This window comes from Variovorax sp. Soil_C_26, assembly GCF_057657075.1.
Genome location: NZ_JBDGJC010000004.1, coordinates 43,901 through 63,801 on the forward strand (window position 1 = coordinate 43,901; position 19,901 = coordinate 63,801).

The following is a 19,901-nucleotide window of genomic DNA, read 5'->3' on the forward strand; positions in this document are numbered from 1 at the left end:
ATGGGTGACTACCGGGCGGCGCATTCGCCGGCGCATCTGCTGGACCCCTCGGTACCGGTGGCGGCGATCCTCGACAGCGTCGGGCACGCCGTGATCATCAAGGACGAGGCCTCGCGCTTCGTGCACCTCAACGCGCCCGCCTGCGCGCTGCTCGGCATCCCGCTCGAGCGCGCGCTCGGAAAGACGGATCACGACGTGCTGCCCGCGGCGACGGCCGACCGCATCCGCGCCGTCGACCTCGAGATACTCGCCAGCGGCAACGCGCGCAGCTTCGAGGAAGAGATCACCCTGGCGGACGGCTCCACACGGATCCTGTTCACCTGCAAGCAGCCGGTCGAACTCATCGGTGCCGAGGGACGGCTGCTCGTGGCGGTGATCTCCGACGTCACCGCGCTGCGCACGGCCGAGCGGGTGCTGCGCGACAGCGAGGCCCACTACCGGTCCTTCGTCGAACTGCATCCGCAGATCCCGTGGATCGCCGATGCGTCCGGCGCAGTCATCGAGGCCGGGCCCGGCTGGCCGCTGCTCACGGGCACCAGCGTCGAAAGCGGGCTCGGCGTCGGGTGGGAATCAGTGCTGCATTCCGACGACCTCGAACGCGTGCAGGTCCAATGGCAGGCGTCACTGGTCGATGGCACGCCCTTCGATGCCGAATACCGCGTGCAGAGCGCCAAGGGAGGGTACAGGTGGCACCGCAGCCGGGCGGCTCCACGGCGCGATGAGCACGGCCGCATCGTGCGGTGGTACGGCCTGCTCGAGGACGTGCACCCGCAGCGCACCGCAGTCGACGCGCTGCGCGAAAGCGAGGCATCGGTCAAGGGCATCTTCGACAGCAGTCCCGACTGCATCAGCATGCTCGACCTGTCGGGACGGACGCTGCTGATGAACAAGGCGGCACAGCGCATGATCGGCGTGGACATCGCTGAGCTTGCCGACCGCGCGGTGCTTGAAAAGATCTTTCCCGACGGTCGGCTGCAGAGACTGCGCGCCATGTTCGACGTGGTGCGCGCGGGCGGCACCGCCCGCATCGAGCTCGACTCCGTCGATGCGGAGGGCACGCACCGCTGGCTCGACGTCATCGCGGCGCCCGTGCTCGACAGCGCCGGGACGCCGAGCCGCATGGTGTCGATCTGGCGCGACGTCAGCGAGCGGCGCCATGCCGAGGAGGAGCGGCTGCAGGCGCAGAAGCAGATGTCGCACATGGCGCGCCACGACGTGCTCACGGGGCTGCCGAACCGCGTGGCCTTCCGCGAGGCGCTGCAGCGGCACATGGCCGACGCGGCCGGTCGCGCGGCCGCGGTGGCCGTGCTGACGCTCGATCTCGACGGCTTCAAGGCTGTGAACGACGCCTACGGCCATGCGACCGGCGACCTGCTGCTGCGCGCCGTGGCCGAGCGCCTGCGGCTGTGCGTGCGCGCCGACGACGACACGCTCGCACGGCTCGGTGCCGACGAATTCGCAATCGCCTGCACGGGACTGCAGCAGCCCGACGAGGCCATGGCGATCGCCCAGCGCCTTGTGGGCATCCTGCAGCCGCCCTTCGAACTCGACGGGCAGAAGGTCGCCATCGGTGCCAGCGTCGGCGTGGCCGTGGCGCCCGACGACGGCAACGCGGCCGACGAAGTCATCCGGGCATCGGCGGTGGCGCTGCACCGGGCCAAGGCGGCAGGCGGTGGCAGCTTCTTCAGGTACGTCCACAGCATGGACGCGCAGTTGCAGACACGCCAGGCGCTCAAGCTCTCGATGCGCGAAGCGCTCGTCAAGGGCGAGTTCGAGGTGCACTACCAGGCGCTCGTCAACCTCGCATCGGGCCGCATCACCGCGTTCGAGGCGCTGGTGCGCTGGCGCCACCCCGAGCGCGGCATGATCCCGCCGGCCGAGTTCATCCCGATCGCAGAGGAGACCGGGCTCGTCACCGAGATCGGCGAGTGGGTGCTTCGCGAGGCCTGTCGCGAATGCGCGGCATGGCCCGACGGCATCGCGGTGGCGGTGAACCTCTCGCCAGTGCAGTTCCGCGTCGGCCACCTCGTCGACACGGTGCGCAACGCGCTCGAGGGTTCGGGCCTGGGCCCTTCGCGCCTCCAGCTCGAGATCACCGAGTCGGTGCTGCTGGGCAATGACGACATGAACCTGCGAACGCTGCAGCAGATCCGCCAGCTCGGCGTGAAGATCGCGATGGACGACTTCGGCACCGGGTACTCGTCGCTTGGCTACCTGCGCAGCTTTCCGTTCGACAAGATCAAGCTCGACCGCAGCTTCATCGCCGACCTGCCCGATGGCAAGTCGCTCGCGATCATGCGCGCAGTGGCGGGCATCGGAAAGGCGCTGGCCATCGCCACCACGGTCGAGGGTGTCGAGACCGAGGCGCAGCTGCAGGCGGTGACGCGCGAAGGCTTCGACGAAGCCCAGGGCTACCTGTTCGCGCGGCCGGTGCCGGCCGCGCAGGTGCCGGGCGTCATTGCCGCGCGGAGGGCTTGACCCGCTGCTGCCTGGCCGGCTGGGCCGCGCGGCGCGCTGCACCAAGTTCCGCCATCGAGATCTGCAGCTCGGCCATCGTCTGCACGAGGAGCGCCAGCAGCGCGGCACGCTGCCGCAGGCGCACCGCCTCGGCACGGCGCGCGCGCTCGGCCTGGCGCGTCGTCGCCTCGATGGCCGCGAGCGCCGACGGACCGGCCGCGGTGCCCTGGTGCATCGTCACGCCCGCCATGCCCATCACACGGCAGCGGCGGCCACGCCCTCGGGCGCCGTGGCGGCCTCGGCATTCGCGGCATCCCCGCGCGCCTCGGCCGCCGGCGTGTGGTTGCGCAGGTGCAGGAAGAACTCGCCCATCATCTGCATCCACAGGCGCATCGCGAACGCGAGGTAGGTCGGGCTCACGCCGCCGGCCACCACCACGTCCATCTCCAGCACCACGAAGTCGCCGTGCTGCGCCACCCGCGCGAAGCGCTTGGTGCGGTGCCAGGCGGCCGGCACCGAGTCGGGCAGCGTGCCGCCCTGCACGCGCAGCGGGCAGCTCAGCGTGAAGTCCGCGTACTGCGTGGTGGTGACGGGGTTGCCCCACAGCACCTGGAAGCCGATGCCGTGGCTTGCGCTGTGCAGGCGCACCACGCCGTCCTGCTCGATGGCGGTGACGGCGGCACCGGCCGCCTTGATGGCGTCGGACACCTGCTCGGGCGTCACGGCGTCCAGCAGCAGGTCGAGGTTCGTTGCAGCGGCGGCGCTGTCGGCCGCTTCGGTGTTCGTCGTCAAAGATTTGTTGGTCATTCAGGAGCCTTTGGGCTTGGGTTGTTCAGTTCGTCTTCTTCAGTGCCGCGTCGAGCGCGGCGGCGTCGATGCTCAACTGCGCCGGCGGCGCCAGCTGCGCCAGGAAGGCCTGCACCAGCTGCTGCTGGCGCTGCTGACGCAGGGCGGCGCGCAGCTGCGGCGTCATCTCGTCGAGCGTGGCGGTGCGCGCGGGCTGGATACCGAGCAGCTTCACCACATGGAAGCCGGCCTCGGCCTCGACGGGCTCGCTGACCTCGCCGACCTTGAGCTTCGCAATGGTGTCGCGCAGCGCGGGCAGGATGCGCGCGAGCGGCAGGGTGTCGACCTCGCCGCCGCGCTCGGCGCTGCGCGGATCCTGCGAGCGCGCGCGCGCCAGGGCGGCAAAGTCGCCGGCGCGCGCCTCGCGGGCGATCGCTGTGGCCGTGTCGCGCACCTTGGCCATGGCGGCGGCATCGCGCTCGGGCGTGGCCAGGTAGATCTGCGCCACGCGGTAGGCGGCGGGCAGGTTGAAATTGGCCTTGCCCTGCTCGTACGCAGCCTTCAGTTCGGCGTCCGACGGAAAACCCGCCGGCACCTGGCTCACCGAATCGAGGTAGCTGCTGCTCACGATGCGCGACGTGACCTCGCGCACGGCGGCATCGATCTGCGCCTTCACCTCGGGGCGGTCGGCCCAGCCCTTGGCGCGCGCGTCGCGCAGCAGTGCCTCGCTCACGAGGCGCTGGCGCAGCCAGGCGTCGAGGCTCGCGCGGTCGGCCTTCACGGCGGTGCGCTCGGCCTCGGGCAGCGCCTGCAACAGCCGCTCGACCTCGTCCTGCCGGACCGTGGCGTCGCCCAGGCGCGCGACCACGGCCTGACCCGGTGCGGGCGCCTGCGCGGCGGCCACGCCCATCGACGAGACGAGCACCACGCCGGCGGCGGCGCGAAGCCCCTGCGCCAACACGGTGGACGACGACTTGGTGCGCTTCATGGCTTGTCTCCCGCGGCGGGGGCCGCCGTTGTGGCGGCAGCGGCAGCCGCGGGCGCGGGCGTGTTCACCGCGCGCACGTCGAACTTGCCTTCGTACAGCTTGTCGCCGTACTGCTGCGCGATCTGCTCGAACTTGACGCGGCTCTGCGCGGCAAAGGGCTGGCGCGATGCGAGCACGCTGCCCAGGTCGACGGTCTCGTAGGCGCGCAGGATCTCCTGCCCCACCGCATAGAGCTGCTTGTTCTTGGCCTCGCACTGCGTGAGGGCGGTGCGCTGCATCGCGGCCTCGCCCGCGAGGCGCTGGCGCTCGGTCTCGGCGGCGCGCGCCATCTTCAGCAGCTCGTCGTAGGCGCCGCGGTACTGCGCCACCTGAGCGGCGGCCTTTTCGTTGGCGGCCTGCGCCTGCTGGCGCAGTTGCTCGGTGCCGGCGGTGGCCTGGCCGCGCGCATGACGCTCGGCCGACAGCTGCGCCTGGCTCTGCGCCAGCTCCTTCTTGAGCGCCTCGAGTTCGGCCGGCGCCGGCGCGGCAGCTGCGGCCGTGGCACCGGTACCCGCGGGCTGGCCGGCCTTCAGCGCGGCCAGCTCGTTCTGCACCTGCTGCAGCTGCGAGGTCGTCACGCGCAATTGGGCGCGCAGCCGTTCCTCCATGCTCTGGCCCTGCGCCTGCTGTGCGTGGGCCACGCCGGCCGTGGCGGTCAGCACGGCCAGCACCAGCGCCGAAAGATGTTTTCTGGACACGGGGGCCTCCTCAGAATCGCGCATTGAATTCGAGCTGCAGGGTGTCGATCGACAGCGGCGGTCCATAGATTTCCTTGGTCGAGATCCAGCGGCCGGTGAACCACATGTTCTTGTCGATCGCGTACGAGCCGCCCAGGAAGTAGCCGCGGGCATTGGTGCCGCCGCCATGGAAGGTCGAGTCGTTGTAGCCGTCGGGCATGGCGTCGGGTTCGATGCGCTTGTAGCCCGCGAGCACGTTCCAGTCGCCGCGCGCCGACGGCGATGGCTTGCCGTAGGTGGCCTGCAGCATGTAGGCGTTGCCGCCGCTCTTGAAGTCGCTCTGCGCGGTGCCGCCCGTGGGGCCGAAGTTGTTGACGATGGCGCCGCGCGCGCCCGCACGGCTCCAGATGTCGTTCGCGTCGTACGCGGTGTTGCGCACGAAGTTGGCGTCCAGGCGCAGGTTGTTGCCCGCCACCGCGGTGTCCCAGCGCAGGTTCAGGTCGATCAGGCGGAACCGCGATGCCAGGCCCACGTACTGCGGCTGCGGCGTGCTGGCCGGGTTGAGCGGATCGAGCGCGATGTCGCGCAGCAGCATGAGCGTGTTGCCCTTCTGCATGAAGGCCGGGCGCGACCAGTCGGTGCTGCAGCCGTCGGCGCCGGCGTAGAGCGCGCAGGGCTGCGAGACCTGGCCGCTGATGTTGCGGAAGTTGTAGTACGCGAGCGCGCCACGCACGCGGTTGTCGTCGTTGATCTTCCAGTCGGCGCCGATCTGCGCGCCGAGCAGCCACTTGTTCTCGCTCGCCATCTTTTCCTGGCTGCGGCTTGGCGAATTGTCCGACGAGTATTCGAGCGGGATCAGCCCGAGCGTGCCGAACAGCGAGAGGTCCGGGTTGGACGCGAGCTTCTTGTCGAACTGCGCGGCGATGCCGTCGAAGTTGAGGTCGTTCGAATAGACCAGGTCGCTCGACATGAACGGGTTGCCGAAACGGCCGGCGGTCACAGTCAGCCAGTCGACCGGCTTGTGCGAGATCCACATCTGGTCGAGCCACACGCTCTTCTTGCCGAGCCCGCCGCCCAGCGTCTGGGTGGTCGAGACCGGGCTCTCGTCGCTGCCCGAGGCCAGGCGCACGCCGGCCTTGGTGTTCTCCGACAGGTCGGCCAGCACGCCCAGGCGCGCACGCGCACGGAACAGGTTGCGGCGGTCCTGCCGGGTGTTGAGGATCGACGGCAGCGCGAGGTTGGTGTTCGGGTTGACGTCGTAGCCGCTGCCGTCGTTGAGCGCGGGCCAGTTGATCTCGATATTGCTGTTGTTGCCCGCGTAGCTGCGTGATTCGTTGCGAATGCGCACGTCGCCTTCGAGGCGGATGCGCTTGCTCCACTCGGGGGTTTCGTTCGGCGCGGCCCAGCCTTCGTCCTTGGCCTGGGCCATCACCTGGGTCTTGACCTCGTCGCGGATCTGGTCGCGCACGGTCTGCGAGATATAGGGCACGCGCACGTCGCCGGCTTCGAGCCGCAGCCCGCCGGCGGTGCTTGCAGAGGCAGCCGTGGCAGAGGCGGCGATGCGCTGCTGCGCCTGCTGCGAGGCCATGGCTTCGGTCTGGGCCTGCGCCAGTAGCGCCTCGCCCACGTCCTTGGCGAGCGTGCCGCTCTGGATCAGGCCGCGGATCAGCTTGACCATGGTGGATTCGCCAGCGGGTGTGGGCGCCGCTTGCGCTGCGGCGTTGCTGGCCGCGAAGACGAACGCGGAGGCCACGGCCGCCGCGAGCGCGCACTTGCGCAGGGTCGGCATGGCGCCCCGGCTCTGGATGTTGATGAGATGGTTCATCGCTTCGTTCACAGGATTGAATGGGACTGGCAGGGCATCGGCACGGGCCGCGCGGAAGGTCGCCGCGCTCATGGGCGGCGCCCCTTCATGGACACGCGCATCGGAAAGCGCAGCGACGCCGGCGGCGTCTCGCCCGGCCGGTCGAGGTTGCGCACCAGCGCAAGCACCGCCTCGTCGATGTCGCTGGTGCCGGTGCCGCGCACCAGCTGGACCCGCGTGGTCCGGCCGTCGGCGCCGAGCCACAGGTCGATCTGGATGTCGTCGAACACCAGCTGGCGGGTGCGCGCATCGCGCGACAGGGCCTGTTGCAGCAGGCTGGAGACATAGCGCGCATACGAGCCGCTGCCCAGGCCGCCGCCGGCGCCGGTGCCGCTCATGCCGCCGCCGCTGCCGGCCTGGATGCCGAAGGCGTCGTTGCCGGCTTCGCCCGCGCTGTCCATGGTCACCAGGTCGCTCAGGTCCTTCGAGGGGCTGGGCGGCGCGTCGTCCTTGGGCGCTTCGAGCGGCTCGACCGGCTTGGGCTCGGGCTCGACCACTTCGGGCTTGATCTTTTCCGGCTCGGGTTCGGGCAGCTTCTCGGGCTCGGGCGGCGGTGGGGGCGGCAGCATCAGCATCGGCGCATCGGCCACCACGCGCTTGGTGCTCGCGGTGTCGGACAGCAGATACCACACCAGCGCCACCAGCGCGGCGAAGACCGCCAGGCCGATGGCCGTGCCGCCCCAGCGACGCCAGAAGCCGGCGTTCGGATCGCGAGGTTTCACGCTCCGCTCCTCACTTCTGCTTGCCGGTCACGAGGCCGATCTGGTTGAGCTCGATGCGGCGCAGCAGGTCGAGCACGTCGACCACCTTGGCGTACTGCACGCTGGCATCGCCGCGCACGATCACCGGGAAGTCCGGCGACAGCGCCTTCTCGGTGCGCAGGCGCTCCTCGAGCTCGGGCAGCGTCACCGGATAGGCGTCGAGGAACACGTTGCCCCCGTTGTCGATCGTGATCGCCTTGGTCTTGGGCTTCTCGAGTGCCACCGAGGCACTGGCTTTCGGCAGGTCGACCTTGATGCCCGGAATGCTGGCGTTGCTGGTGAGGATGAAGATCACCAGCACCACCAGCAGCACGTCGACGAAGGGCGTGATGTTGATGCCGCCCGTGCGCTTGCGCACGGCGAACTTGGCTGCACTGTTGGCCATGGCGTTGCGGACTCAGGCGCGCTTGGCCACGGCCACGGGCAGCGAGCGGCCCTCGCCCTGCTCTTCGGCCAGGCGCGTGACGAACTCGTCGACGAAGACGGCCATGTCGGCGCCGATCGCGTCGGAGCGCGAGGCCAGCCAGTTGTAGCCGAACAGCGCGGGGATCGCGACGCCCAGGCCGGCCGCGGTACACAGCAGCGCCGCCGCCATGCCCGGGGCCACCGAGTTGATGTCCACCGCGCCGGCCATCGCCGCCACCACGAACACCAGCATGATGCCGATCACGGTGCCGAACAGGCCCACGTAGGGCGCGCCCTCGATGGTGGTCGACAGCCAGTTCATGCGCTTTGACATGCGCTCGGTCTCGCGCACCATCACGCCGTCCATGGCGGCGCGGATCGCGCCGATGGTGGCGGTCGATACGGCGCTCAGGTCGTAGCCGCGGTCATGGCGGCGGCGCATCTCGTCGATGGCCACTTCGTACAGGCGCCATAGCGAGGAGTCGGCGCGCACGCGCTCGGGCACGGTGTTGCTCACCGCCAGGCGGTCGAGCGGGGCACCGGCGGATTCGCGGAAGTGCTCGATGAAGGCCGCGTTGGCGCGCGAAGTGGCGCCGTAGCTGCGGCCCTTGCCGATCATGATGGCCCACGACAGCACCATCATCAGGCCCAGCAGGCCCACCACGATCCAGGCGTCCAGCGGCATCGCGGCCAGGATGTAGCCGAAGTGGCTCTTGCCGGCCTGCTGCTCGTCGGCACCGAACACCGTCAGGCGGGACTCCGCGCCTTGCGACACGGCATCGGCCAGCAGCAGCGCGTCGGTGCGCGCCACCTTCGAGAGGCGCACTTCGTCGACCGCGCCGGTGAAGGGCGCGAAGGCGGCCGCGGGCTGCGCGCCAGCCGCAACCGGCAGGCTGCCCGGTGCGTCGCTGCCGAGCGCGGCCGCGCTGTTCAACGCCGGCAGTCTGGCCGCCAGCGTCACCGTCGGACGGCCGCCCACGTACAGCGCCACGCTCTCGCCCTCGGCCTTGACCGCGAGGTGCGACCACTGGCCGGCCTGGATCGGCTGGCCCGGCGTGCTGCGCTGGCCGTTGACCTGCACGAAGGGCACGCCCTGGTCGATGCCCACCACGAACTCGCCCGCGCCGTCGCGGCGCGCATAGATCGCCTGGCTGGCGCCGAGCGAATCGGGCCGGACCCAGGCCGAGAAGGTCAGCGCACCGCCGGCCGCCACGGCGAGCGACGGCGTTGCGGGCAGCATCAGCGGGCCGCTGCCCAGCTGCGCGCCCTTGCCGATGACCGTGCCTTCGACCGGCACGGCTGCGGTCTGGCCGTGGTTGCCGTAGGCGGTGGTGTCGCGCGGCGGCACGGCCGCCTCGGCGAAGTGGTAGACCAGCGTGTAGTCGGGGTCGAAGCTGCGCTGGCCGTTGCCCGATGCGGGCGCCTTCGGGTTGCCGTAGTACATCCACAGCTTCTGCGGCGTGCCGGCCGAGACGTTGGGCACGTCGACCCAGATCAGCGCCATGCCCAGCAGCGGATCGAACTGCTCGATCTGGTGGTTCAGCACGGTCTTGTCGTCACCCGCCACGAAGCGCAGGTCGGCGCCCGTCTCGCTCACGCCCTCGAACTTGAAGTTGCCCGTGTGCAGGCGAACCAGCACCGGCGCGCGGCCGGCATCGCTGCCGATCGCGCCGGCCTGCGGGCCGCCGTCGATGGTGACGGGTTTGCGGTAGGCCCATTCGGCCTGCCACCAGGCGTGGGCCAGGCCCGGCAAGAGCGTGCTCAGCAGGGTGAGCACGATGAAAAGAATGCGTCGCATGACAGGGTTCTCCGGAAAGCTCGTAGAGAGAGACAAGAAAGAAGGAAAGGAATGAGCGAAGGAAAGAAGGCGGATGAAAGCCGTGCGCTTCAATAGCTCGCGGTGAGGCTGAAATTCACGCGCGTGTCGTGCTTTTGGGTGCGCGGACCATCGATCAGCGGATAGCCGATGTCGACGCGGCCCGACAGGTACGTGCCCACCTTGAAGGTGGTGCCCAGGCCCACCGAATACAGCGAGAAGCGCTCGTCCTGCTCGGGCAGCGGGCTCTTCAGGCGCAGCCGCGCCGCATCGGCGAAGGCATACACGCGCCAGTTCTCGACCGTGCTGCCCAGGAAGGTCAGCGGCTGGCTGCGCAGCTCGACCGAGCCGACCACGCCGTAGTCGCCGGTGGCTTCGGCCGAGAGATAGCCGCGCACCGAGTTCATGCCGCCGCCGGCGATCTGCTCGCTCGACACCAGTGGCGAATCGGTCATCTGGCCGTTGAAGCGGAACGACAGCTGCTGGCCGCCGCCGAAGGTGTGCGTGCCGTTGAGGTCGGCCTTCAGCACCATGAAGCTCGGCGAGGCCTTGTAGCGCTTGTAGTCGAACGCGGCCCAGTCGCTGCCGTAGTTGAACGAACTGCTGGTGCCCGCCACCAGCGAGACGCCCACGCCGAGCTGGCTCTTGTCCGACTGCCGGAAGCCCGTGTACGACAGCGTGACCGGCGCGTACTTGAGCGGCACGGTGTCGGCCGTGCCGTTCAGGCTCAGCGCCTCCTTGTTGTTCTTGAAGTCGATGCCCACGCTGAACGCGTGCCACCAGTTGCCCGCGTTCGGCACGGTATAGGTGGCCTTCACCCCGATCGAGTGACCCTTGCCGAGGACGTCGGTGCCGCCCACAGTGGCCACGTTGCTGTCGGACACGAAGGCGGTGGCCTCCACGCTCCACGCGGTGCCCGAGATGGGCGCCGCATACGAGGCCGAGAACACCTGGGTCTGGCTCAGGTCCTGCGGCGCGCCGAAGAAGCTCAGCGAGGCGCTGTGGCCCAGCTGCCAGAGGTTGTCGTGGCCCAGAGAGGCCGTCGCGCGCAGCTTGCGCGTGTCGGCGCTGTAGTCGTTGTTGAGGCCGACGCTGCCGCGCCATGGGCTCGAGTCCTGGACCTTGAGGTCGACGTCCATCGTGCCCGGCATCGCACCCTGGCGCACCAGCGGCATCACCTGCCGCTTCGGGCCGCGGTTGAGCGCTGCGAGTTCGGCCTGCGCCTGGTTGAAGTCGGGCACGCCGCCCTCCTTCAGCGCCGGCACCTGGTCGCGCACGTCGAGCGGCGAGTTGTATTCGGCGCCCACCACGCGCACGCGGCCCACGCGGGTCTCGTTGACCTGCAGGAACACCACGCCCTGGGTCACCTGCTGCTCGGGCAGGTCGACGTACACCGACTGGTAGCCCGCTGCCTGGTAGGCCGCGAGCAGCGCGTCGCGCGCCGCTTCCACATCCTTGAGCGTGCGCTCGGGCCCGAGGAAGGGCGTGACCGCCTTTTCGATGGCGCGCGCATCGAGCACGGTGTTGCCGCGCACGATGTACTCGGCGATGTCGACCTTGCGGGCGGGTTCTGCGGGGGCCGCGGCCTCCTGGGCCAGGGCCGCCGCCGGACTGCCCAGCGCCATCACTGCCAGCCACACCGCTTTCCAGCACAGCGGCGGCCGGCTCTTCTTCATGTCATGCATTTACAGCTCGGTTCTCAAGGATGAAGCTCGCTTGCAGCGGCTCATGATGGAGAGCCTCGATGTCGCTGCTGCGTACGGTTACCTAGACGCGTGGCGTACGCAACGACTGCGGTTTGTCACGAAAACTTCATCAAGAAAAAAGGCCTCCCGATCGGGAGGCCTTGAGCAGACTCTTCACCTTGGCGTCGTCACCGCGCCGGGCGGGGCAAGACGATCTCGAAAGTGATGCCATCCTCGGATCTGCCCGTCGTGCCGCGCTGCGAGCTGAAATACAGGCGCGTCCCGTCCGGAGAGAGGGCCGGCCCGGTGGTTTCGCTTGCGTTGTGTCCGACCAGGCGCGCGATCACCTGGGCACTGCGGTCGGCACGCACGATGCCGACTTCCAGGTTGCCGCCATCCTCGGTCGCAATGATTTCGCCGAGTGCGGTGATCGTGATGTTGTCAGGCCGGTTGACGGCGAAAGTGACCGGGTCGACCGAGTTCTTGTTGCCGTCGTAGATGACCTCGATGGTCTGGTTCGCGACGTCGAAAGCCCAGATGCGGTGGTTGCTCTGGGTAGCGAAGTAGACGATGCCGTTGAAGTACCAGGTCCCCTCGCATTTCGGAAAGAAGGTGCCCGGCGGGACGACGCCTTCCGCGGGCGCCACCGCGAGGCGGACGTAGCCTTGGCCCTGCTCGGGATGGAGGGCATCGACCCAGTCGACTGCGCATGGCTTGTCGATGTCGAGCCCAGCCGTTGCTGCGGCGGCGATCACCTCGGCGTTTGCGGGCAGGCCGCGAAGCTGCAGCACCTGCAGCTTGCCGTTCTGCAAGCGCGGCCGGTCCAGCCCCTCGGGCCAGTCGGTCGCATCGCAGACGAAGCGATAGATGCGGCCACCGCTGGAATCCTCGGTCAGGTAGAGGACGCGGTTGAATGGATCGACACTCACCGCCTCGTGCGAGAAGCGGCCCAGCGCGGGGAAGCTTCGTCCCGTCTGGCCGTCGACCCACGGCGTGAACGGATCGCACTCCCACACCAGGCCGGCGCTTCGGCCGATCAACGCGACCAGCGGATCGTTCGGGGCCAGCTCGAACTCCTCGCAGGACAGCCAGGTGCCCCATGGCGTGCTTCCGCCAGCGCAATTGCCTCCGGTGTTCTTGAGGATCGGGTAGCTGTCGATCAGTTCGCCATCCTTGCTGAAGCGCAGCGCGCCGGCGCCACCGGCAGGCTTCATGTCGTCGTCCAGGGCCAGTTCGGAATTGCTGACGTAGACCCAGCCGCCATCTGCAGCGGCGAAACACGCCCCGCCATCCGGAGCGCCGTGCCAGGCCGGCCTGCCCGGCAGCGGGGGCTGGCCCGATCGCGCCACGATGCGCGAGCTGAAACCCTGGGGCAGCATCACGCCATTGGCATCGGCGGGCTGCAGTTCGGACATGTCTTCGAACGGGCTCGTCGAACGGGGCGGTTCGGACGGCGCGGGTGCGGGTTCGGGTGCAGGCGTCGGTGCAGGTTCTGGTGCGGGCGCAGGGACAGGGGGTTGTGCCGCCCCCAGTACGGGAACGATCCGGTCACTGCCGCCCCCGCAGGCTGCAACGAAGCTGGCGACGGACACGCCGCCACCGCTCGCGAGCGACAAGCGCAAAAATCGACGACGACCAGGAAGGTCGAGAGGAACAATGTCGGGCATCTTCGTGGTCTCGAAACGTGAAAAGGCGTAAGCCTGGCCGGCGTCGATGTCAACCGCGTGTCGGCTCGCTCGCTGCGGCACACTCCACGCGATGCCCGCCGCCAAACCAGCCATCCAACCCGACGCCTCCCCGGCCTTGTTCAAGAACGCCAAGGCCTTCGAGACCTGGCTGAAGAAGAACCACGCCACCTCCGACGGCCTCTGGCTCAAGATCGCCAAGCGGGGCGCCGATGAGCCCAGTGTCACCTACCCCGAGGCGGTGGAGATCGCGCTCTGCTGGGGCTGGATCGACGGCCAGAAGAAAGGGCTCGACGACCAGCACTTTCTGCAGCGCTTCACGCCGCGGCGCGCGCGCAGCGTCTGGTCGAAGATCAACGTCGACAAGGTCGCGGCGCTCATCGAAGCGGGCCGCATGCAGGCGTCGGGCCACGCGCAGATCGAGGCCGCCAAGGCCGACGGACGATGGGCGCGGGCCTACGACGGCGCGCGCACGTCCACCGTGCCGGAGGACCTGCTGGCGGCGCTCGAAGCCGAGCCGAGCGCCAAGGCCTTCTTTGCAACGATCAATGCGGCCAATCGCTACGCGGTGCTGTGGCGGATACAGACTGCCGTGAAGCCCGAGACGCGCGCCCGACGCATCGCCCAGCTTGTGGAGAAGCTCGCGCGCGGCGAGACCATTCACATCTTCAAGCCCGCTGCGAAGGCGTGATCTCGACGAGGCGGACCTGGCACGCTTCTATTGCGGCGCAAAAGAAGCACGTGAAGACGACGGACGGCTCTGGGGTGCTGCAAGCAGAGGTGATCGCAAGATGATCTCGGCCGTTGCAAGGAAATGCTGTTCCAGCTCTTTGAGGGCCGCTTTTTCGTCACGCTTCAGCACCGCCTCGGTCAGGCGGCGGTGCTCACCGCGCACATCGCGGGTGTCGGTTTCCAGAGGGGCCGAAAGGCGGCGATAGCGCTCGCTCTGCTCGTGCAGCAATTTGCGCAGCCGCAGTAGCCAGGGGCTGGGGCACGCGCTGACCAGCGCTTCATGAAATTCCTTGTGCGAATGGCTCCAGACGTCGGTGACCCGCGTTTCCGCGTCGGCTGGCGAGTCCTGCAGCCGTTCCATGCGATGGGCGGCAGCGACGATGCGCGATTCCCATTCGACGTCGCCCAGCCTCATCGCCTGCGCGAGGCACAACGACTCGATCTCGACGCGGGTGCGGGTGATGTCCAGCAGTTCTTCGCGGCTGACCGGACTGACCCGATAGCCGCGATGGGACTCGGCGATCACCATGCCCTCCGCACTCAGGCGAGACAAAGCCTCCCGAATGGCCCCGAGGCTGACCTCGAAGCGCTTCTCCAGTGCGCCGATGTTCAGCTTTGCCCCGGCAGGCAACTGGCCGTCGAGGATCTCGGCGCGTATCAGGCGACAGACCGTCTCGGCCTGCGTGGGTTTGGCGGTAGGCAGCATGGCTCTGAAATTTTATCCGGGTATGTACTAGCTGCCGAATAATATATTGTTAGCTAAATTATACATATCGCCTGATGAAAACAAAGTTCAGGTCATTCAAAGGAAAGAGACACATGAAATTGCTGCGTTTTCTGTCGGAAGGACGCGAAGGCTGGGCGGTCCACGACGCGGCTGGCGACGCATGGCACGGCACGACGCAAAGCGCCCTCGCGTATCCGGGCGCACTCGACGACCTGATCCGCCAGGGCCGGCCGGCGCTCGATGCCGCAGCATCCGTGATGCGCCAACAGCCTGCGCTGGACCTGGCGCAGGTGCAATTGCTGGCCCCGCTCGGTCGTCCCGCCAAGATCATCTGTGTCGGGCTGAATTACCGGGACCACTCGGAAGAAAGCGGCTTTGTACAGCCGGACTACCCCACGCTCTTTTCCCGCTTCACCACCAGCTTGGTCGCGCATGAAGCACCCATGTTGCACAGCGCGCTCTCGGACACGCTGGACTACGAAGGCGAACTGGTCGTGGTGATCGGCAAGGCAGGTGCGTGCATCACGCGCGAGCACGCACTGTCGCACGTGCTGGCGTATTCGGTGTTCAACGACGGCAGCGTGCGCGAGTACCAGTTCAAGTCGCCGCAATGGATGGTCGGCAAGAACTTCGACGGCACCGGCGCTTTCGGACCCTGGCTGGTCACGGCCGACGAACTGCCGCCGGGCGCCCGCGGCCTGCTGCTGGAGACGCGACTGAACGGGCAGACCGTGCAATCGGCCAACACCAGCGACATGGTGTTCGACGTGGAATCGCTGATCGTCACGATCAGCGAAGCCATCACCCTTGAAGTGGGCGATCTCATCGTCGCCGGAACCCCCTCGGGCATCGGGCATGCGCGCGAGCCGAAGCTCTACATGAGGCCTGGCGACGTCTGCGAGGTCGAGATCGAAGGCATCGGCCTTCTGCGCAATCGCGTGCAGAGCAGGCCCGCGTCCCACCCGCCCGTCAACCACTGAGGAGACACCATGAACTGGTCCCGATTTATTTCCACTGCAGCCTTCAGCACGCTCGCGGTGCTGGCGCCATGGAGCGCGGGTGCGCAGGACATCAAGGCGCGCACCGCGCGTTTCGGCCACGGCATGGCCGACGCGCACCCGGCGGGGCAGGCGGCCCGGATGTTCTCGGCCGAGATGGAAAAAGCGACCGGCGGCAAGATGAAGACCGCCGTCATCGCCAACCAGGCGCTGGGGCCCGACCCGCAGATGCTGGGTGCGCTGCAGGGCGGCGTGCAGGAGTTCTACACCGGCAGCGCGCTGGCGCTGCTGGGCCAGGTCAAGGAGCTGGGGTTCCAGGACGTTCCGTTCCTGTTCAACACCGAAGCCGAAGCCCACGCCGTTTTCGACGGACCGGTCGGCAAGCACCTGAACGACAAGCTCGCCGGTGTCGGCATCCATGTCTTGGGCTGGTGGGAGAACGGTTTTCGGCACATCACCAATTCGAAGCGCCCGGTCAACACCCTGGACGACCTCAAGGGGCTGAAGCTGCGCACCCAGCCCAACCCGCTCACGCTGGACGCCTTCAAGGCGATCGGCGCCAATGCGTCGCCGCTGCCGTGGTCGGAACTCTTCGTGGCACTGGAAACGCGGGCGTTCGACGGGCAAGAGAATCCCGTCGTGCTGATGTACACCCAGCGCTTCTACGAAGTGCAGAAGTACATGACGCTGTCTGGCCACGTCTACTCGCCGCTGATCTTTGCGGTGTCCAAGAAATTCTGGGACAGCCTTTCGGCCACCGAGAAGCAGATGATGACCACCGCCGCCGCCAGGGCCACCGCATTCCAGCGCAAAACCACGGCCGCCGAGGCCAGCAGCGCGCTGCAGGGCATGAAGGACAAGGGCATGCAGGTGACCCAGTTCTCCGCCGCCGATCTGCAGGCCATCCGCGACCGCGTGCCGCCGGCCATCGCGCCGCACCTGGAGAAGATCGGGCCCGAGTTCATGACCCTGGTTCGCAGCGAGATCGCCCGCGTTCGCGCCGCCCAATAACGTTCCCGCTCCACTGTGAATTCCCGCCCTCCACTGCCTGCCGTCTTTCTCGAGAACCTGAGCCAGCTGCTGGGCGATCGCCTGTCCACCAGCGCCGCCGTGCGCGCGCACCATGGCCGCGATGAATCGGTCCTGCCGGCCATGCCGCCCGATGCGGTCGCATTCGCACGCACCACGCAGGAAGTGGTGGCCATCGTCAACCTGTGCCGCGTGCATCGCGTGCCCCTGGTGCCGTACGGCGCCGGGTCCTCGCTCGAGGGCCACACGCTGGCCGCGCAGGGGGGTCTGACATTGAATCTGCAGCAGATGGACCAGGTGCTGGCCATCCATGCGCAGGACCAGACCGCCACCGTGCAACCCGGTGTGACGCGCAAGGCGCTCAATGCGCTGCTTCGCGACACCGGCCTGTTCTTTCCCGTGGACCCCGGCGCCGATGCGAGCTTCGGCGGGATGTGCGCAACGCGCGCGTCGGGAACCAATGCGGTGCGCTACGGCACGATGCGCGAGAACGTGCTCAACCTCACCGCCGTCACGGCCGATGGCGCGGTCATCAAGACCGCACGCCGGGCCAGGAAATCGGCTGCCGGCTACGACCTGACACGGCTGTTCGTCGGCTCCGAAGGCACGCTCGGCGTGCTGGTCGAGGCCACCGTCAGGCTCTATCCCCAGCCCGAGAGCATCATGGCGGCGGTATGCGCCTTCGCGGACATCCACGCGGCGGTGGAAGCCGTCGCCCTGATCATCCAGATGGGCGTGCCCATCGCGCGTTGCGAGTTTGCAGATGGCGTGGCCATCAAGGCGCTCAACCTGTACAGCAAGACCGGGCTGCCCGAACAGCCCCATCTGTTCTTCGAGTTCCACGGCAGCGAAGCGGGCGTGCGCGAGCAGGTCGACGTGGTGCAGAGCATTGCAACGGACGGTGGCGGTGCGCAGTTCCAGTGGGCCAGCAGCCCCGAGGAACGAAGCCGGCTCTGGGAGGCTCGGCACAACATCTATTTCGCCGCGCTGCAACTGCGTCCGGGCAGCCGCTCGGTGGTCACCGACGTGTGCGTGCCGATCTCGCATCTGGCCGCCTGCGTGACCGAGACCGCGCACGACCTTCAGCGCAGCGGCATGCTCGCGCCCATCGTGGGCCATGTGGGCGACGGCAACTTCCATGTGCAGATGCTGGTCGACGGCGCCTCCCAGGCCGAACTCGACCAGGCCGAACACCTCAACGCACGCCTGGTGGCGCGCGCCCTGGCCATGGACGGCACCTGCACCGGCGAGCATGGGATCGGCCTGCACAAGCAAGGCTTCCTGCTCGACGAACTGGGCAGCGCCCCGGTCGATCTCATGCGGCAGATCAAGCGCACCATGGACCCGCACAACATCATGAACCCCGGAAAGATCTTCTCCGGGGCCGAGCCCGTGGCTGCCCCGTCTTCTTGAACGTGCACAGACAGCAATGAAACGACTGATCCACTGGTATTTCAAGGCGCTGGAACTGGTGATGGTCCTGTGCCTGGCCGCGATGTGCCTGATGGTGTTCGGCAACGTGCTGCTGCGCCACTTCTTCGATTCGGGAATCAACGTCTCCGAAGAACTGTCGCGCTTCATGTTCATCTGGCTCACCTTCCTGGGCGCCATCCTCGCGATGCGCGAAGGCGGCCACATGGGCGTGGACATGGTGGTCCGCCGGCTGACCGGCAAGGCGCAGTTCGTGGCCGTGGTGCTGGCCCAGGGCCTGGTGTTCGGGTGCTGCGCCGTCCTGCTGTGGGGCCTGATCAGGCAGTACGCGCTCAACGCCGCCAACATCGGCCTGGTGACCGGCATCTCCCTGGCCGTGGTGTATTCGGTGGCCTACCTGTGCGCAGCGTCCATTGCCATCATGGCGTTGGCCAACATGGTGCGCCTGCTGCTCGGGAAGACCAGCGCGCAGGCACTGTTGCAGACCGGCAGCACGGACTGAGGACGCACAGCCATGATCGTCACCATCTTCGTTGTTGCGCTGCTCGCCGCCATGGCGCTGGGCGTGCCGATTGCCTTTGCGCTGATGGCCTGCAGCATGGCCATGATGCTGTACATGGACTTCTTCGATGCGCAGATCATGGCGCAGAACATGTTGTCCGGCGCCGACAGCTTTCCTCTCATGGCCATTCCGTTCTTCGTGCTTGCGGGTGAGCTGATGAACGCCGGCGGCATCAGCAGGCGCATCGTGAACGTGGCCAGCGCATGGGTCGGCCACTTCAAGGGCGGCCTGGGGTATGTGGCCGTCTTCGCATGCGTGCTGATGGCGTCGCTGTCGGGCTCGGCGATCGCCGACACGGCCGCGGTGGCGGCGCTGTTGATCCCCATGATGCGCAAGGCCGGCTACGACATCCCGCGTGCCTCGGGCCTGATCGCCTCGGGCGGCATCATCGCGCCGATCATCCCGCCGTCCATCGGCTTCGTCATGCTCGGCGTCGTGGGAAACATCTCCATCACCAAGCTGTTCATTGCCGGTATCGTGCCCGGCTTGCTGATGGCCGTGGCGCTGGTGCTGACCTGGGCTTTCCAGGCCAGGCGCGGCGACATGCCGCGCGGCGAGAAGATGCCGCTGCGCGCGCGTTGGCAAGCCACCTTTGCGGGCCTCTGGGCCTTGCTGCTGCCGGTCATCATCGTGGGCGGCCTGAAGGCGGGCTACTTCACGCCGACCGAGGCCGCCGTCATTGCCGTGTTCTACGCACTGTTCGTGGGCTTCGTCGTCTACCGGGAGCTGAAGGTCGCGCAGCTGTACGCCTTGCTGCTGGCGGCCGGCAAGACCTCGGCAGTCGTGATGTTCCTCGTCGCCGCGGCGCAGGTCTCGGCCTGGCTGATTGCCGCGGCGAGCATCCCCATGGTGGTCGCAGACCTGTTGCAGCCGCTGGTGGACAGCCCGACGCTGCTGTTGCTGGTCATCCTGTTGCTGGTCTTCGTGGTGGGCACCGCGCTGGACTTCGCGCCCACGATCCTGATCATGGTGCCGGTGCTCATGCCGATCGTGAAGATGGCCGGGATCGACCCCGTCTACTTCGGCGTGCTGTTCATCATGAACAACGCCATAGGCCTGATCACCCCGCCCGTGGGCACCGTGCTCAACGTGGTCTGCGGGGTCGCCAGGGTGCGCATGGAGCCGGTGATCCGCGCGGTGCTGCCTTATCTGCTGGCGCAGCTGGGCGTGCTGCTGCTGCTGGTGCTCTTTCCGCAGATCGTGATGGTGCCTCTTCAATTCCTGACACGTTGACGATGTCCTCGAGCCAACCTGAAGCG

At 68.0% G+C, this 19,901-nt stretch carries 18 protein-coding genes; 7 read left to right on the top strand and 11 right to left on the bottom strand.

Annotated elements, in window-relative coordinates:
• Positions 1-2,478, top strand: coding sequence for a sensor domain-containing protein (locus AC3A6G_RS12995; RefSeq protein WP_487873808.1), 2,478 nt, complete (start codon positions 1-3; stop codon positions 2,476-2,478).
• On the opposite strand, the gene AC3A6G_RS13000 is transcribed toward AC3A6G_RS12995, so the two are convergent.
• From AC3A6G_RS13000 to AC3A6G_RS13045, 10 genes are all read right to left on the bottom strand, one after another.
• On the bottom strand, positions 2,456-2,692 hold the full coding sequence (locus AC3A6G_RS13000) for a hypothetical protein (protein WP_487860503.1): 237 nt from the start codon (positions 2,690-2,692) through the stop codon (positions 2,456-2,458). The genes AC3A6G_RS12995 and AC3A6G_RS13000 overlap by 23 nt on opposite strands.
• A gap of 20 nt (positions 2,693-2,712) precedes the next feature.
• Positions 2,713-3,264 carry a YbjN domain-containing protein gene (locus AC3A6G_RS13005; protein ID WP_487860502.1) on the bottom strand — a complete coding sequence of 184 codons (552 nt, stop codon included), beginning with the start codon at positions 3,262-3,264 and terminating at the stop codon, positions 2,713-2,715.
• Between the two features lie 25 nt (positions 3,265-3,289).
• Positions 3,290-4,231: a peptidylprolyl isomerase gene (locus AC3A6G_RS13010; RefSeq protein WP_487873809.1), complete on the bottom strand. Its 942-nt coding sequence runs from the start codon at positions 4,229-4,231 to the stop codon at positions 3,290-3,292.
• Entirely contained in the window at positions 4,228-4,968 is a 741-nt protein-coding gene (locus AC3A6G_RS13015) for a hypothetical protein (protein WP_487873810.1), read from the bottom strand. The genes AC3A6G_RS13010 and AC3A6G_RS13015 overlap by 4 nt, the downstream gene beginning before the upstream one ends.
• Before the next feature lie 10 nt (positions 4,969-4,978).
• The gene (locus tag AC3A6G_RS13020; RefSeq protein WP_487873811.1) at positions 4,979-6,844 is read right to left on the bottom strand and encodes a putative porin; all 1,866 of its coding nucleotides are present in this window, start codon (positions 6,842-6,844) and stop codon (positions 4,979-4,981) included.
• Entirely contained in the window at positions 6,841-7,533 is a 693-nt protein-coding gene (locus tag AC3A6G_RS13025) for an energy transducer TonB family protein (RefSeq protein WP_487873812.1), read from the bottom strand. Before AC3A6G_RS13025 ends, AC3A6G_RS13020 begins: the two co-directional genes overlap by 4 nt.
• Before the next feature lie 10 nt (positions 7,534-7,543).
• Positions 7,544-7,957 (bottom strand): ExbD/TolR family protein, encoded by a 414-nt coding sequence (locus AC3A6G_RS13030; RefSeq protein WP_487864726.1) that lies wholly within the window; start codon positions 7,955-7,957, stop codon positions 7,544-7,546.
• A 12-nt stretch (positions 7,958-7,969) separates the two neighbouring features.
• Entirely contained in the window at positions 7,970-9,775 is a 1,806-nt protein-coding gene (locus AC3A6G_RS13035; protein WP_487873813.1) for a DUF2341 domain-containing protein, read from the bottom strand.
• 89 nt (positions 9,776-9,864) lie between these two features.
• Positions 9,865-11,478, bottom strand: a complete 1,614-nt coding sequence (locus AC3A6G_RS13040; RefSeq protein WP_487864728.1) for a ShlB/FhaC/HecB family hemolysin secretion/activation protein — start codon at positions 11,476-11,478, stop codon at positions 9,865-9,867.
• Positions 11,479-11,666: 188 nt separating this feature from the next.
• Positions 11,667-12,893, bottom strand: a complete 1,227-nt coding sequence (locus AC3A6G_RS13045; protein WP_487873814.1) for an alkaline phosphatase PhoX — start codon at positions 12,891-12,893, stop codon at positions 11,667-11,669.
• A 343-nt stretch (positions 12,894-13,236) separates the two neighbouring features.
• On the opposite strand from AC3A6G_RS13045, the gene AC3A6G_RS13050 reads away from it, so the two are divergent.
• Positions 13,237-13,854 (top strand): YdeI/OmpD-associated family protein, encoded by a 618-nt coding sequence (locus tag AC3A6G_RS13050; protein ID WP_487873815.1) that lies wholly within the window; start codon positions 13,237-13,239, stop codon positions 13,852-13,854.
• A 27-nt stretch (positions 13,855-13,881) separates the two neighbouring features.
• Here the strand turns inward: AC3A6G_RS13050 and AC3A6G_RS13055 are convergent, their stop codons facing one another.
• Positions 13,882-14,601, bottom strand: a complete 720-nt coding sequence (locus tag AC3A6G_RS13055) for a GntR family transcriptional regulator (RefSeq protein WP_487873816.1) — start codon at positions 14,599-14,601, stop codon at positions 13,882-13,884.
• 113 nt (positions 14,602-14,714) lie between these two features.
• Here AC3A6G_RS13055 and AC3A6G_RS13060 point away from each other — a divergent pair, with 113 nt between their 5' ends.
• Genes AC3A6G_RS13060 through AC3A6G_RS13080 form a run of 5 tightly spaced genes read left to right on the top strand, consistent with a single transcriptional unit; the run spans position 14,715 to position 19,875 of the window.
• The gene (locus AC3A6G_RS13060; protein WP_487873817.1) at positions 14,715-15,602 is read left to right on the top strand and encodes a fumarylacetoacetate hydrolase family protein; all 888 of its coding nucleotides are present in this window, start codon (positions 14,715-14,717) and stop codon (positions 15,600-15,602) included.
• Between the two features lie 9 nt (positions 15,603-15,611).
• Positions 15,612-16,631, top strand: coding sequence for a TRAP transporter substrate-binding protein (locus tag AC3A6G_RS13065; RefSeq protein WP_487860491.1), 1,020 nt, complete (start codon positions 15,612-15,614; stop codon positions 16,629-16,631).
• Positions 16,632-16,646: 15 nt separating this feature from the next.
• Positions 16,647-18,062: an FAD-binding oxidoreductase gene (locus AC3A6G_RS13070; protein ID WP_487873818.1), complete on the top strand. Its 1,416-nt coding sequence runs from the start codon at positions 16,647-16,649 to the stop codon at positions 18,060-18,062.
• Between the two features lie 16 nt (positions 18,063-18,078).
• The gene (locus AC3A6G_RS13075) at positions 18,079-18,582 is read left to right on the top strand and encodes a TRAP transporter small permease (RefSeq protein WP_487860489.1); all 504 of its coding nucleotides are present in this window, start codon (positions 18,079-18,081) and stop codon (positions 18,580-18,582) included.
• 12 nt (positions 18,583-18,594) lie between these two features.
• Positions 18,595-19,875, top strand: a complete 1,281-nt coding sequence (locus AC3A6G_RS13080) for a TRAP transporter large permease subunit (RefSeq protein WP_487873819.1) — start codon at positions 18,595-18,597, stop codon at positions 19,873-19,875.
• Positions 19,876-19,901: the final 26 nt, after the last annotated feature.

What these genes read in the sequence shown, in the direction of transcription:
- AC3A6G_RS13060 (WP_487873817.1), top strand. Translation starts at nt 14,715, where the DNA reads ATGAAATTGCTGCGTTTTCTGTCGGAAGGACGCGAAGGCTGGGCGGTC.
- AC3A6G_RS13040 (WP_487864728.1), bottom strand. Translation starts at nt 11,478, where the DNA reads ATGCATGACATGAAGAAGAGCCGGCCGCCGCTGTGCTGGAAAGCGGTG.
- AC3A6G_RS13035 (WP_487873813.1), bottom strand. Translation starts at nt 9,775, where the DNA reads ATGCGACGCATTCTTTTCATCGTGCTCACCCTGCTGAGCACGCTCTTG.
- AC3A6G_RS13030 (WP_487864726.1), bottom strand. Translation starts at nt 7,957, where the DNA reads ATGGCCAACAGTGCAGCCAAGTTCGCCGTGCGCAAGCGCACGGGCGGC.
- AC3A6G_RS12995 (WP_487873808.1), top strand. Translation starts at nt 1, where the DNA reads ATGGGTGACTACCGGGCGGCGCATTCGCCGGCGCATCTGCTGGACCCC.
- AC3A6G_RS13000 (WP_487860503.1), bottom strand. Translation starts at nt 2,692, where the DNA reads ATGCACCAGGGCACCGCGGCCGGTCCGTCGGCGCTCGCGGCCATCGAG.
- AC3A6G_RS13065 (WP_487860491.1), top strand. Translation starts at nt 15,612, where the DNA reads ATGAACTGGTCCCGATTTATTTCCACTGCAGCCTTCAGCACGCTCGCG.
- AC3A6G_RS13055 (WP_487873816.1), bottom strand. Translation starts at nt 14,601, where the DNA reads ATGCTGCCTACCGCCAAACCCACGCAGGCCGAGACGGTCTGTCGCCTG.
- AC3A6G_RS13050 (WP_487873815.1), top strand. Translation starts at nt 13,237, where the DNA reads ATGCCCGCCGCCAAACCAGCCATCCAACCCGACGCCTCCCCGGCCTTG.
- AC3A6G_RS13010 (WP_487873809.1), bottom strand. Translation starts at nt 4,231, where the DNA reads ATGAAGCGCACCAAGTCGTCGTCCACCGTGTTGGCGCAGGGGCTTCGC.
- AC3A6G_RS13005 (WP_487860502.1), bottom strand. Translation starts at nt 3,264, where the DNA reads ATGACCAACAAATCTTTGACGACGAACACCGAAGCGGCCGACAGCGCC.
- AC3A6G_RS13080 (WP_487873819.1), top strand. Translation starts at nt 18,595, where the DNA reads ATGATCGTCACCATCTTCGTTGTTGCGCTGCTCGCCGCCATGGCGCTG.
- AC3A6G_RS13045 (WP_487873814.1), bottom strand. Translation starts at nt 12,893, where the DNA reads ATGTCCGAACTGCAGCCCGCCGATGCCAATGGCGTGATGCTGCCCCAG.
- AC3A6G_RS13075 (WP_487860489.1), top strand. Translation starts at nt 18,079, where the DNA reads ATGAAACGACTGATCCACTGGTATTTCAAGGCGCTGGAACTGGTGATG.
- AC3A6G_RS13020 (WP_487873811.1), bottom strand. Translation starts at nt 6,844, where the DNA reads ATGAGCGCGGCGACCTTCCGCGCGGCCCGTGCCGATGCCCTGCCAGTC.